The following is a 12,155-nucleotide window of genomic DNA, read 5'->3' on the forward strand; positions in this document are numbered from 1 at the left end:
AATGGGCTATTTTTTAAATATCTCTACATGAATATCCTTGTGATCGCTCTCTTGCCCGCTGGCGGAGACGATGCGATAGAAACAGTCTTTTCCATCCAGCCCGCTAAGCTCATTACACTTTTTATCAACCTCTGAGGAAATATATTTATGGCCGACGGTAGGCACGCCGGTCTGCTGAATGGAGAGATCGCCAAGTTTGGTGTAGTTGGCTGATTCCTCAAGCGTTATTTGTTTGGCGGCGAACGCCGATGCAGAAAACATCATGCTCAGTGCGATAATGGAGGTTATGTATTTCATGGCACACATCCTGATCGTGGTGATAGGTATGAAGGAGGTGAGAACACCTCTGGCCGCTGGTGCACATAATTAGAGCTCCTTTATTTAAAAGCTAATCGATATTGAGGGGATGTCAATAAAGCCGCGTCGCGCCAGGAATTAATAACTTGTTTATTTTAAAGGGAAAATATAATCCCGATAAAATCATGACATACATCTCCACGGTATCTACATGATTCAAATAAATAACCCGCGCTCGGCGGATTATCCGCAGACTTTCCGCATGGTGGGCAAGCGCCGCGCGGCGATGACGCACCGCTTCGCTTTCCTTGAGCGATTGCGGCCGGCGTCTTCCCATCGCCGCCGCAAGCCGCTATATTGCGCGCCGCCGAGGTTTTATTTGGCCGAGTTGCCAACTTTGCGAGCGCTCACTGAGTTAGCAATCAATTTATGTTTACACTAAGAAAAAGGGCTCGGAGGGCATGCTATGGATTACGAATTTCTGCGTGACGTCACCGGTCAGGTGATCGTCAGATTTTCGATGGGGCATGAAGCGATTGGCCACTGGATCAACGAAGAAGTCAAAGGCGATTTCAACCTGCTGGACCGCATAGAAGCCGGTGCGGCCGAGGTCAAAGGTAGCGAGCGTCAATGGCAGCTGGAAGGCCATGAATATACGCTGTTGATGGATGGTGAAGAAGTGATGATCCGCGCCAATCAGCTGGAGTTCGAAGGCGATGAAATGGAAGAGGGGATGAACTACTACGACGAAGAAAGCCTCTCATTCTGCGGCGTTGAGGATTTCCTGCTGGTGTTGAAGGCCTATCGTTCTTTCATGCTGAAGTACTAAGCATCAGGGCGCGGCGTGCCGCGCCCTTTCCATTACAGATGCGGGATATTGCGGCCGTAATAGATTTCCTGCATCTCTTTCCATAACAGATCGGTGATCCGCTTGCGCTCGGCGGCGCTCAACGCTTCCGGCTCCGCGTTGAACAGGTAGTGCTTCAGATCGAAATCTTTCAGCAACATCTTGGTATGGAAGATATTTTCCTGGTAAACGTTCACGTCCATCATGTGGTACAGCGCTTTGATGTCTTCTGACATAAAGTTCTGGATCGAATTGATCTCATGATCGATGTAATGTTTCACGCCGTTCACGTCGCGGGTAAAACCGCGCACGCGATAGTCCATGGTGACGATGTCGGATTCCAGCTGGTGAATTAAATAGTTCAGCGCCTTGAGGGGCGAAATGACGCCGCAGGTCGAGACTTCGATATCGGCGCGAAAGGTGCACAGCCCACCTTCCGGATGGCTTTCCGGGTAGGTGTGTACGCAGATGTGGCTCTTGTCCAGGTGCGCAACGACCGTGTTCGGCAGCGGGCCTGGGTGTTCCGACGTATCGACGTCTTTTGGATCGATCGGCTCTTCGCTGACCAGGATGGTGACGCTGGCGCCCTGCGGCTCGTAGTCCTGACGTGCTATGTTCAGAATATTGGCGCCGATGATTGAGCAGGTCTCGCTCAGGATCTCGGTCAGCCGGTTGGCATTATATTGTTCGTCAATGTAGGCGATATAGCCGTCGCGATCGTCTGCGGTCTTGGCGTAACAAATATCGTAAATACAAAAACTCAGGCTCTTGGTCAGGTTGTTGAAGCCGTGCAGTTTTAGCTTATGCAATTTGGGCCACCTCCTTTATCTTCTCGCTTAACGTGTTACGTTCAGGGCATTGAGCAAATACTGCGGCAGGGCAAAACTGCCGACGTGAATTGCCGGGTTGTAATAACGGCAGTGTAGGCCGCTTTGGTTAAAGCGCTGTTGCAGAGTAGGCAGATCGCGCTGGCGCAGCGCCGGGTTCTGGCTTGCCCAGGCAAAGGTCATGATGCCGCCGTAATAGGTCGGGATCGCTGCCTGGTAGAAGCTGACGTCGCTAAAGTAGCGGCTCAGTTTGGCGTGGCTGTTGACCGCCTCATCCTGTTGCAGGAAGCAGACGCCGTTTTGCGCGACGAAAATGCCGCCGTCATTCAGGCAGCGGGCGCAGCCTTCATAAAACGCCGAGGTGAACAGGCTTTCGCCGGGGCCGATCGGATCGGTGCAGTCTGAGATGATCACATCGAAGGTTTCGTCGGTTTGGTTCACGAAGTTGACGCCGTCGTCGATCACCAGCTTGAAGCGCGGATCGTCATAGGCGCCGGCGCTGTGGTTGGGCAGGTATTGGCGGCAGAACTCGACGACACCGGCGTCGATTTCGACCATGGTGATCTGCTCCACGCCAGGGTGCCGGCTGACTTCGCGCAGCATGCCGCCGTCGCCGCCGCCGATGATCAGCACTTTCTTCGCCGCGCCGTGCGCCAGCAGTGGCACATGGGTCAGCATTTCGTGATAGATGAACTCGTCACGCTCGGTGGTTTGCACCACGCCGTCGAGCGCCATGACGCGCCCCAGCACCGGGTTTTCGAAGATCACCAGATCCTGATGATCGGTCTGCTCGCGGTACAGCACCTTCTCTACCGAGAAGTACTGGCCGAAGCCCGTATGCAGCGTTTCGTACCAAATTTCTTTCTGGGTCATGTGCGGGAAACTCCGTAATAACAGCCATGAAAAATCGGCGCAACATCATAGCTAACTCTGCCTGGTGATGCACGGTTGAATTTCAGACAGAGAGAGCGTTAGACGGGCGGGAGAAGGGACGAAATTAATTGGCGTAGGCCAGCAGGCTCAAGGAATCGCGCGCCAGCGATTTGCACTTTTTAGGCGTTGGAATGGCGATGCCGCTGAGATCGCGATAGCTGTCTTCGCCCAGCGCCTTCATGTTAAAGCTGTTGTAGTTGCTCAAATCCCAGCGGTTTTGTTGCGCGAAATAGACGATGGCGCGTTTGATTTGCGCATTTGGCAAATCGTTGTAGCCGCAATCATTTTTCAAATAAATAAATACCGCCGTCAGATCGGCCAGATCTTCCGCCTCGGATTCATTCAGCGCCAGACTGGCGTTGGAGAAGCCCAGCATCGCCAGCATCAGCATCGATAACGTTGTTTTTTTCATCATGAAATAGGCCTGTTTGTCGTCTGCAGACGTTAACACACTTGCCTGTAAAGGCACCAAATTTTATTGCCGCTGGGCGCGGCATCGCGTTCGTCGATGGCGCTCTCTTGATTGTGAGGCATAGCTTAAAATACCGCCAGGAAAGGCTTGACCTTCCGCCAGGGGGAAGGTTTAGGCTGGCGGCATTGAGTTATGTCACTGAGAAAAGGGAGTCAGCGATGTTACGCCGTGATTTTATTAAATTAACTGCTGCGCTGGGCGCCGCGAGCGCATTGCCGTTATGGAGCCGGGCCGCCTGGGCGGCCGATCGGCCGGCCCTGCCGGTACCGCCGCTGTTGATGCCGGACGCGCAGGGAAAGATTGCGCTGGCGCTGCAGGCGGGGGAAACCCGCTGGTTACCCGGTGCCGCTACCAAAACCTGGGGATTCAACGGCGCGCTGCTCGGGCCGGCGGTGAAGCTGCAGCGTGGCCAGCCGGTGACGGTCGATATCAAAAACAGTCTGGCGGAGGCCAGCACCGTCCACTGGCACGGCCTGGAAATTCCCGGCGACGTCGATGGCGGCCCGCAGGCATTGATTCATCCCGGCGCGACGCGCACGGTGAATTTCACTGTCGATCAACCGGCGGCCACCTGCTGGTTCCACCCGCATACGCACGGTAAAACCGGCAGCCAGGTGATGATGGGGCTGGCGGGGCTGGTGCTGCTGGAAGACGAAGAGAGCGCCAAACTGCCGCTGCCGAAAACCTGGGGGCAGGATGATATTCCGGTGATCCTGCAGGATAAGCGGCTGGGCAAAGACGCGCAGATCGAATACCGCCTGGACGTGATGAGCGCGGCGGTGGGCTGGTTTGGCGATCGCATGTTCACCAACGGCGCGCAGTATCCGCAACATCTGGCGCCGCGCGGCTGGCTGCGCCTGCGTTTCCTCAACGGTTGCAACGCCCGCTCGTTGAATCTGGCGGCCAGTGACAACCGTCCGCTGTATGTTATCGGCAGCGACGGCGGTTTCCTGGCGGAGCCGGTGAAGCTGACCGAGCTGCCGATGCTGATGGGCGAACGCTTTGAAGTGCTGGTTGATGCCTCCGACGGGAAAGCGTTCGATATCGTGACGCTGCCGGTGAAACAGATGGGCATGACGCTGGCGCCGTTCGATCGGCCGCTGCCGGTGTTGTGCATTCAGCCATCGTTGGCGCAGGGCATCAAAACCATGCCGGACAGCCTGGTGAAGCTGCCGACATTGCCTGCCACCACCGGCATCCAGGAGCGTTGGCTGCAGCTGATGATGGATCCGCAGCTGGATATGCTCGGCATGCAGGCGCTGATGGATCGCTATGGTCACCAGGCGATGGCCGGCATGAGCATGAATCATGGCGCGACGGGCGGTGGGGACATGAAAGGCATGGACCACGGCAACATGAAAGGCATGGAGAAGGGCGGCATGCAGGGCATGGACCATGGCAACATGAAGGGCATGGATCATGGCAAGATGGCCGGGATGGATCACGGCGGCGCGCAGGGCAAAGCCAAACCGTTCGATTTCAGCCACGGCAACATGATCAACGGCAAGGCCTTCGATATGACCAAGCCGATGTTCGCCGCCAAACGGGGCCAGTATGAGAAATGGACCATTTCCGGCGAGGGCGACATGATGTTGCACCCGTTCCACATTCACGGCACCCAGTTCCGCATCCTGTCGGAAAACGGCAAACCGCCGGCGGCGCATCGCAGTGGCTGGAAGGACACGGTGCGCGTCGAAGGGTGGCGCAGTGAAGTGCTGGTGCGTTTTGACCATCCGGCCAGCAGCGAACATGCGTACATGGCCCACTGCCACCTGTTGGAACATGAAGATACCGGCATGATGATGGGGTTCACCGTCGCCGATTGATGGCGGCCCGGTGCTCAAGCGGTGGCGCGCTCGCGTCGCCACCGGCGAAAGGCTATGCTAAACTCTGCGCCTTTCTTCCGGCAACTGACCTGAATACTATGAAACACACTGTAGACGTAATGATTTCCGAGCAGGAAGTTAAGACCCGTATCGCCGAACTTGGCCGCCAGATCACCGAACATTACCGCGAAAGCGGCAGTGACATGGTGCTGGTCGGGCTGCTGCGCGGCTCCTTTATGTTCATGGCCGATCTCTGCCGCGCGATCGACGTGCCGCACGAAGTCGACTTTATGACCGCCTCCAGCTACGGCAGCGGCATGTCCACCACCCGCGACGTGAAGATCCTCAAGGATCTGGACGAAGACATTCGCGGCAAAGACGTGCTGATCGTGGAAGACATCATCGATTCCGGCAACACGCTGAACAAAGTGCGCGAGATTTTGGCGCTGCGCGGGCCGAAATCGCTGGCGATTTGCACCTTGCTGGACAAACCTGAGCGCCGTGAAGTGCAGGTGCCGGTCGAATATGTCGGTTTCTCGATCCCGGATGAGTTCGTGGTGGGGTATGGCATCGACTACGCTCAGCGCTACCGTCACCTGCCGTACGTCGGCAAAGTGGTGCTGCTGGACGAGTAATCGATGTGGGGCGCGGCAAGCCGCGCCCGCGGCGGGATTATACGCCTTTATCCTGCTTCAGTTTGGCTATCGCTTTGCGGTAGCCCATCTCCAGGCTCTCGCGGCTGGTCGCCAGCACCTCCATATCGCGCAGACGGCCGTCCTGAATGCCGTACACCCAACCGTGGATCATCACCTTCTGGCCGCGCTTCCAGGCGGACTGCATGATGGTGGAGTGGCCCAGGTTGTACACCTGCTCAATGACGTTGATCTCGCACAGCATGTCGAAACGCTGTTCCGGCGGCACCTCGCCCAGCAGCGAGCTGTGCTTGTACCACAGGTCGCGAATGTGCAGCAGCCAGTTGTCGATCAATCCCAGCTCCGGGTTTTCCACCGCCGCCTGCACGCCGCCGCAGCCCAGGTGGCCGCAGATGATGATGTGTTCGACTTCCAGCACATCTACCGCATACTGCACCACCGACAGGCAGTTAAGATCGGTATGGATAACGAGGTTCGCCACGTTGCGATGGACGAACAGTTCGCCCGGCTCGAGGCCGGTCAGGCGTTCGGCGGGAACGCGGCTGTCAGAGCAACCAATCCATAAGAAACGGGGCTTTTGCGCCTGGGCTAAACGTTCAAAAAATTCCGGGTCTTCCTGACTGATGTTGGCCGACCAGGCATGGTTGTTGGCGATAAGCGCTTCGATTTCTTTCATGGAGGTTATTGGCTCGTAACGAACAGATTGCGTTGGGGTAATATAGGGTAAGCGTCACAATTTGGAAATCGGAACAGTGGTGCACCCTCATTTTCCGCACGGATTCGACGCAGTGAAAACGCCGTCGATGCTAGGATTATTGTTATTGTTTCAAGCCTCGCAAACAGGGGGCGCGGCGGCATACTCATCGTCATAAGGTACTATTTTACATATGAATTATGCACTGGAATTAGCGCAGCTGACCAAGACTTACGCCGGTGGCGTCAAGGCGCTGCGCGGCATCGACCTGAGCGTCGAGGCAGGGGATTTTTATGCCCTGTTGGGGCCAAACGGCGCCGGAAAATCCACCACTATCGGCATCATCAGCTCGCTGGTGAACAAAACCGCCGGCAGCGTGCGGGTGTTCGGTTACGACATCGATAAAGACATCGTCAACGCCAAGCGCCAGCTCGGCCTGGTGCCGCAGGAGTTCAACTTCAACCCGTTCGAGACCGTGTTGCAGATCGTGGTGAACCAGGCGGGTTACTACGGCGTCACGCGCCGCGAAGCGATGGCGCGCGCCGAGAAATACCTCAATCAGCTGGATCTGTGGGGCAAGCGCAACGAGCGCGCCCGCATGCTGTCCGGCGGCATGAAGCGCCGTCTGATGATCGCCCGCGCGTTGATGCACCAACCGAAGCTGCTGATCCTCGATGAACCGACCGCCGGGGTGGATATCGAGCTGCGTCGCTCGATGTGGGGCTTCCTGAAAGAGCTGAATGCCCAGGGCACCACCATCATCCTCACCACCCACTATCTGGAAGAGGCGGAGATGCTGTGCCGCAACATCGGTATCATCCAGAACGGGGAACTGGTGGAAAACACCTCGATGAAGGGGCTGCTGGCCAAGCTGAAGTCGGAAACCTTTATCCTCGATCTGGCGGCGAAAAGCCCGCTGCCGAAGCTGGACGGTTATCACAGCCGCCTGACGGATACCTCGACGCTGGAAGTGGAGGTGATGCGCGAACAGGGGTTGAACGGCCTGTTTGCCCAGCTGAGCGCGCAGGGCGTGCAGGTGCTGAGCATGCGCAACAAGGCGAACCGCCTGGAAGAGCTGTTTGTCACCCTGGTTAACGGCAATGGAGAAAAAGCATGACGCGTTTGTATTGGGTGGCCTTACAGAGCATCTGGGCCAAAGAGGTGAACCGCTTCGCGCGCATCTGGATCCAGACCCTGGTGCCGCCGGTGATCACCATGACGCTGTACTTCATCATCTTCGGCAACCTGATCGGCTCGCGCATCGGCGATATGCACGGCTTCAGCTACATGCAGTTCATCGTGCCCGGTCTGATCATGATGGCGGTGATCACCAACTCTTACGCCAACGTCGCTTCGTCGTTCTTCAGCGCCAAGTTTCAGCGTAACATTGAAGAACTGCTGGTGGCACCGGTGCCGACCCACGTGGTGATCGCCGGCTATGTCGGCGGCGGCGTGGCGCGCGGCATCTGCGTCGGCGTGCTGGTGACCATCATCTCGCTGTTCTTCGTACCGTTGCAGGTGCACGCCTGGTGGGTGATTGCGCTGACGCTGTTGCTGACGGCGATCCTGTTCTCGCTGGCGGGGCTGATCAACGCGGTGTTCGCCACCACCTTCGACGACATCAGCCTGATCCCGACCTTCGTGCTGACGCCGCTGACCTACCTGGGCGGGGTGTTCTACTCGCTGTCGCTGCTGCCGCCATTCTGGCAGGCGGTGTCCAAGCTGAATCCGATCGTCTATATGATCAGCGGCTTCCGTTACGGTTTCCTCGGCATCAACGATGTGCCGCTGGCGTTCACCATGGCGGTGCTGGTGGCGTTTATCGCGGTGTTCTACCTGCTGTCCTGGTACCTGATCGAGCGCGGCCGCGGCCTGCGCAGCTGATCGTATCGCGCCCTCGCTTTCCCGGCGGGGGCGCTTTTCTTGATTTGGCGCAGACGGCGCGTAAATCAATAGAATTGCTCAGATAACCGCTAGTTCCCCGCTGTTCAAATCGTGCTATGCTGGCGCTCCACATTTCCTTCACTTTTGTTATTACGCACTCGTAAGCAGAACATCATCATGCGGCTTCAATACACGTTAACGGCTGGGTTACTCGGCATTCTGATGTCGTTGGTTTCCCCTGTGAGCCTGGCGAATCTGCTGTCGGAAGACAGCGCGGTTAAATCTGAATACATGGAAGCGCAGCGCGACAGCGAAGTCTATGCGTTGGTGGGCGAGCATGTGATCCCGGTAGGGGAAGTGAAGCGCGGGCAGCTGATTCAGGTGTTCCCGGCGGATGCGGAATACTATGAATTCAAATTCGGGCACGGCACCGGCTTTATCGATAAAGACGACGTGCGTGAGCTGAAGAAGTCGCGCAAGGTGCAAGACGATTTGGGCGAGTTGAACAAACCGCTGACCAACCAGAATCTGATCACTCAAAAAGCGATTGACGTATACACCGCGGCGGACAAGGACAGCGAGGTCTTCGGCACGCTGGAAGGCAACCTGCGCTATCCGATCATCGGCAAGCTGAAGGACCGGCTGAACAACACCTGGTACGAGGTCAACATCGGCGATCGGCTGGGGTTCGTCAATGAGTTGGACTGTGAGATCGATAACGGCATCCCGGTGCTGACTTACCACCACCTGCTGAAAAACGAAGAGAATAAACGCTTCCGCCACACCTCGACCACCACCTCAGACGTGGCGTTCAGCAACCAGATGACCTACCTGAAGCAGGCGGGTTACGACACCATTTCGCTGTATCAGCTGGAAGCCTACCTGAAGAACCAGATCAACCTGCCGGGCAAGGCGATCGTGCTGACCTTCGACGACGGGCTGAAGTCGGTTTATCGCTACGCTTATCCGGTGCTGAAGGATTACGGTTTCCGCGCGACGGCGTTCATCATCTCTTCGCGCATCAAGCGCCATCCGCAGAAATGGAACCCGGACTCGCTGCAGTTTATGAGCGTCTCGGAGCTGAAGCAGATTCAGGACGTGTTCGACGTGCAGTCGCACACCCACTTCCTGCACCGCACCGACGGCAATCGCCAGCCGATTTTGCTGAGCCGTTCGCTGCACAACATTGAGTTCGATTTTGAGCGCTCGCGCCGCGCGCTGTCGCAGTTCAACCCGCACGTGTTGTATCTGTCCTACCCGTTCGGCGGCTACAACCAGCGGGCGATTCAGGCGGCGCAGGACGCCGGTTTCCATCTGGCGGTGACCACGGTGCAGGGCAAGGTGAAGCCGGGGGATAACCCCTATACGCTGAAGCGGCTGTATATTCTGCGCACCGACTCGATCCAAACCATGGCGGATCGGATAGCCAACAAGCCGGGCACGGTGGTGGTGCAGTAAGGAAGAACGGGCGCGCAAGGCGCCCGTTTTAGTGTCAGGCGACCTGAACCGGCACGGCTTTCGCCTTGCGCTGCAGGTTGTTGTCACCTTCGAAATAGGCGACTTTCGGGTGGTGCTGGCGGGCGTCGGCGTCGGTCATTTGCACATAGGAACAGATGATCAGTTTGTCGCCCACGCAGGCGCAGCGCGCGGCGGCGCCGTTGACCGAAATGATGCGCGAACCGCGCTCGGCGGCGATGGCGTAGGTGGAGAAGCGCTGGCCGTTATCCACGTTGTAAATATCGATCGCTTCATATTCCAGAATGCCGGCGGCCTCCAGGAAATCCTGGTCGATGGCGCAGGACCCTTCATAGTGCAAGTCAGCCTGAGTGACTTTGACGCGATGCAGCTTGCCTTGCAGCATAGTACGTATCATAGCTTTACCTAACTGAATATCGGCCTTCACAGGCGCTGGGGTTGAACATCTCTCCTGCATCCCTGCAATCTCTATCGTCACCGATTGCCCCGCCATTGTCTACCAATGGCCTGGGTTCAGGGTGACGATAGTATAAAAAACGGCTTACAGCGTCAGGTCGACCTGCTGGTTGTCGATAAGACGCGCCTTGCCCAGCCAGGCGGCCATCAGCACCACCGCCCGCTGGCTATCTACCGTCAGCGGCTGCAGGCTGTCGGCGTCGCGAATAAACAGCTCATCCGGCGTAAAGCCGGCGGCGCGCAGCTGCTCGGCGGTCTGCTCCAGCAGCGTTTCAACATGGCGTTCGCCATTGGCCAACTGCTGCGCCAGCGCGTTCATGATCTTGCTCAGCTGCGGCGCGATCTTGCGCTCTTCGGCGGTCAGGTAGCCATTGCGCGAACTGAGGGCCAGGCCGTCTTTGGCGCGCACGGTCGGCACGCCGATGATATCGATGTCGTAACCCATGTCCGCCACCATTTTGCGGATCAGCGCCAGCTGTTGGTAATCCTTCTCGCCGAAGCAGGCTAAATCAGGCTGCACCAGGTTGAACAGCTTGCTGACGATGGTGGAAACGCCGCGGAAGTGGCCCGGCCGGCTTGCGCCTTCCAGGATGCTGGAGATGCCGGGCACGTCGACGTAGGTCTGCTGCTCCAGCCCCTGCGGATAGACCGCGGCCGGGGCCGGGGCGAACACCAGATCGACGCCGCGGCGGGTCAGCTTCTCGCTGTCTTCCTGCAGCGTGCGCGGGTAGCGCGCCAGATCGTCCGGCCGATCGAACTGCATCGGGTTGACGAAGATGCTCACCACCACCACGTCGGCGCGGGCGCGCGCTTCATCGACCAGCGTCATGTGGCCGTCGTGCAGGTTGCCCATGGTCGGCACCAGCGCGATGCGTTTGCCTTCCTGGCGCCAGCGGCGGATCTGCTGACGCAGCATCGGCAGGGTTTCGATAATAATCATTGGGTGACTCCTGGAACCATCGCTTAGTTAAAAGAGTGTTCAGCCGCCGGGTAGAGGCCTTGCTCCACTTCCTGAATGTAGTGCTGCACCGCCGTGCGGATATTGCCGCTCTGCGCCAGGAAGTTCTTGGCGAACTTCGGCGTGTGGCCGCCGGTGATGCCGAAGGCGTCGTGCATCACCAAGATCTGGCCGTCGGTGCCGTTGCCGGCACCGATGCCGATGACCGGAATGGACAACGCTTCGGTGATCTGGCGCGCCAGCTCGGTCGGCACGCATTCCAGCACCAGCAGCTGAATGCCGGCCAGTTCCAGATTCTGCGCGTCCTGCAGCAGCTGTTTGGCGGCCAGTTCGTCGCGCCCTTGCACCTTATAGCCACCGAACACGTTGACCGACTGCGGCGTCAGGCCCAGGTGGCCGCACACCGGCACTGCGCGCTCGGCGAGCATTTTCACCGTGTCGCACAGCCAGCTGCCACCTTCCAGTTTCACCATGTTGGCGCCGGCGCGCATCAGCTCGGCGGCGTTGGCGAAGGTCTGTTCCGGGGTGGCGTAACTCATGAACGGCAGATCGGCCAGCAGCAGGCAGGCCGGCGCGCCGCGGCGCACGGCGCGCGTGTGGTAGGCCACGTCGGCGACGGTGACCGGCAGCGTGGAGTCGTGGCCCTGCAGCGTCATGCCCAGCGAATCGCCCACCAACAGGACTTTGATGCCTTGCTCTTCAAACAGTTTGGCAAAGCTGGCATCGTAGGCGGTAAGGGTAGCAAACTTGCGCTGCTCCTGTTTCCACTGGCGCAAATGGGTCACGGTGGTGGGTTTCATCACAACGTCTCCTGAAACGGGCCGTGCGGCTT

14 protein-coding genes are annotated in these 12,155 nt (G+C 58.0%); 6 read left to right on the plus strand and 8 right to left on the minus strand.

All coding sequences use genetic code 11. From position 1 onward, the window contains the following. Window positions 1-6: 6 nt before the first annotated feature. Window positions 7-297 (minus strand): hypothetical protein, encoded by a 291-nt coding sequence (locus FUU19_RS16895; protein ID WP_228011744.1) that lies wholly within the window; start codon window positions 295-297, stop codon window positions 7-9. Between the two features lie 466 nt (window positions 298-763). Here FUU19_RS16895 and yacL point away from each other — a divergent pair, with 466 nt between their 5' ends. Further along, window positions 764-1,126 carry a protein YacL gene (yacL, locus tag FUU19_RS16900; RefSeq protein WP_004937507.1) on the plus strand — a complete coding sequence of 121 codons (363 nt, stop codon included), beginning with the start codon at window positions 764-766 and terminating at the stop codon, window positions 1,124-1,126. Window positions 1,127-1,158: 32 nt separating this feature from the next. On the opposite strand, the gene speD is transcribed toward yacL, so the two are convergent. The 3 genes from speD to FUU19_RS16915 all read right to left on the minus strand — a co-directional run bounded on the left by speD (window position 1,159) and on the right by FUU19_RS16915 (window position 3,316). Further along, window positions 1,159-1,953 carry an adenosylmethionine decarboxylase gene (gene speD, locus FUU19_RS16905; RefSeq protein ID WP_141966679.1) on the minus strand — a complete coding sequence of 265 codons (795 nt, stop codon included), beginning with the start codon at window positions 1,951-1,953 and terminating at the stop codon, window positions 1,159-1,161. Between the two features lie 27 nt (window positions 1,954-1,980). Further along, complete coding sequence (gene speE / locus FUU19_RS16910) at window positions 1,981-2,844, minus strand: polyamine aminopropyltransferase (RefSeq protein WP_230490362.1); 864 nt, start codon at window positions 2,842-2,844, stop codon at window positions 1,981-1,983. A 124-nt stretch (window positions 2,845-2,968) separates the two neighbouring features. Beyond that, entirely contained in the window at window positions 2,969-3,316 is a 348-nt protein-coding gene (locus FUU19_RS16915; RefSeq protein WP_230490377.1) for a YacC family pilotin-like protein, read from the minus strand. Between the two features lie 218 nt (window positions 3,317-3,534). On the opposite strand from FUU19_RS16915, the gene cueO reads away from it, so the two are divergent. Both cueO and hpt read left to right on the plus strand, forming a co-directional pair. Next, window positions 3,535-5,202, plus strand: a complete 1,668-nt coding sequence (gene cueO, locus FUU19_RS16920) for a multicopper oxidase CueO (RefSeq protein WP_230507261.1) — start codon at window positions 3,535-3,537, stop codon at window positions 5,200-5,202. Between the two features lie 98 nt (window positions 5,203-5,300). Then, on the plus strand, window positions 5,301-5,837 hold the full coding sequence (gene hpt, locus FUU19_RS16925; RefSeq protein ID WP_141966685.1) for a hypoxanthine phosphoribosyltransferase: 537 nt from the start codon (window positions 5,301-5,303) through the stop codon (window positions 5,835-5,837). 37 nt (window positions 5,838-5,874) lie between these two features. Here hpt and can read toward each other — a convergent pair whose 3' ends face one another. After that, a complete protein-coding gene (gene can / locus FUU19_RS16930; RefSeq protein WP_141966687.1) occupies window positions 5,875-6,531 on the minus strand; it encodes a carbonate dehydratase in 657 nt (218 codons plus the stop codon). 211 nt (window positions 6,532-6,742) lie between these two features. On the opposite strand from can, the gene FUU19_RS16935 reads away from it, so the two are divergent. From FUU19_RS16935 to FUU19_RS16945, 3 genes are all read left to right on the plus strand, one after another. Continuing rightward, window positions 6,743-7,666 (plus strand): ABC transporter ATP-binding protein, encoded by a 924-nt coding sequence (locus FUU19_RS16935; RefSeq protein ID WP_015379030.1) that lies wholly within the window; start codon window positions 6,743-6,745, stop codon window positions 7,664-7,666. Next, on the plus strand, window positions 7,663-8,433 hold the full coding sequence (locus FUU19_RS16940) for an ABC transporter permease (protein WP_004937535.1): 771 nt from the start codon (window positions 7,663-7,665) through the stop codon (window positions 8,431-8,433). The genes FUU19_RS16935 and FUU19_RS16940 overlap by 4 nt, the downstream gene beginning before the upstream one ends. 177 nt (window positions 8,434-8,610) lie before the next feature. Then, entirely contained in the window at window positions 8,611-9,891 is a 1,281-nt protein-coding gene (locus FUU19_RS16945; protein ID WP_141966689.1) for a polysaccharide deacetylase family protein, read from the plus strand. Window positions 9,892-9,925: 34 nt separating this feature from the next. On the opposite strand, the gene panD is transcribed toward FUU19_RS16945, so the two are convergent. The 3 genes from panD to panB form a co-directional block, all read right to left on the minus strand. Next, window positions 9,926-10,306, minus strand: coding sequence for an aspartate 1-decarboxylase (panD, locus tag FUU19_RS16950; protein ID WP_004937544.1), 381 nt, complete (start codon window positions 10,304-10,306; stop codon window positions 9,926-9,928). Between the two features lie 144 nt (window positions 10,307-10,450). Further along, window positions 10,451-11,305 carry a pantoate--beta-alanine ligase gene (panC, locus tag FUU19_RS16955; protein ID WP_141966690.1) on the minus strand — a complete coding sequence of 285 codons (855 nt, stop codon included), beginning with the start codon at window positions 11,303-11,305 and terminating at the stop codon, window positions 10,451-10,453. A gap of 23 nt (window positions 11,306-11,328) precedes the next feature. Beyond that, the gene (gene panB / locus FUU19_RS16960) at window positions 11,329-12,123 is read right to left on the minus strand and encodes a 3-methyl-2-oxobutanoate hydroxymethyltransferase (protein WP_230490364.1); all 795 of its coding nucleotides are present in this window, start codon (window positions 12,121-12,123) and stop codon (window positions 11,329-11,331) included. Between the last annotated feature and the right edge of the window lie 32 nt (window positions 12,124-12,155).

It is taken from the genome of Serratia montpellierensis (assembly GCF_020858655.1).
Classification (GTDB): Bacteria; Pseudomonadota; Gammaproteobacteria; order Enterobacterales; family Enterobacteriaceae; genus Serratia; species Serratia montpellierensis.

Bases quoted from the DNA above. Each gene is read 5' to 3' on its own strand.
- FUU19_RS16895 (WP_228011744.1), bottom strand. From the start codon at position 297: ATGAAATACATAACCTCCATTATCGCACTGAGCATGATGTTTTCTGCA.
- yacL (WP_004937507.1), top strand. From the start codon at position 764: ATGGATTACGAATTTCTGCGTGACGTCACCGGTCAGGTGATCGTCAGA.
- speE (WP_230490362.1), bottom strand. From the start codon at position 2,844: ATGACCCAGAAAGAAATTTGGTACGAAACGCTGCATACGGGCTTCGGC.
- FUU19_RS16915 (WP_230490377.1), bottom strand. From the start codon at position 3,316: ATGAAAAAAACAACGTTATCGATGCTGATGCTGGCGATGCTGGGCTTC.
- cueO (WP_230507261.1), top strand. From the start codon at position 3,535: ATGTTACGCCGTGATTTTATTAAATTAACTGCTGCGCTGGGCGCCGCG.
- hpt (WP_141966685.1), top strand. From the start codon at position 5,301: ATGAAACACACTGTAGACGTAATGATTTCCGAGCAGGAAGTTAAGACC.
- can (WP_141966687.1), bottom strand. From the start codon at position 6,531: ATGAAAGAAATCGAAGCGCTTATCGCCAACAACCATGCCTGGTCGGCC.
- FUU19_RS16935 (WP_015379030.1), top strand. From the start codon at position 6,743: ATGAATTATGCACTGGAATTAGCGCAGCTGACCAAGACTTACGCCGGT.
- FUU19_RS16940 (WP_004937535.1), top strand. From the start codon at position 7,663: ATGACGCGTTTGTATTGGGTGGCCTTACAGAGCATCTGGGCCAAAGAG.
- FUU19_RS16945 (WP_141966689.1), top strand. From the start codon at position 8,611: ATGCGGCTTCAATACACGTTAACGGCTGGGTTACTCGGCATTCTGATG.
- panD (WP_004937544.1), bottom strand. From the start codon at position 10,306: ATGATACGTACTATGCTGCAAGGCAAGCTGCATCGCGTCAAAGTCACT.
- panC (WP_141966690.1), bottom strand. From the start codon at position 11,305: ATGATTATTATCGAAACCCTGCCGATGCTGCGTCAGCAGATCCGCCGC.
- panB (WP_230490364.1), bottom strand. From the start codon at position 12,123: ATGAAACCCACCACCGTGACCCATTTGCGCCAGTGGAAACAGGAGCAG.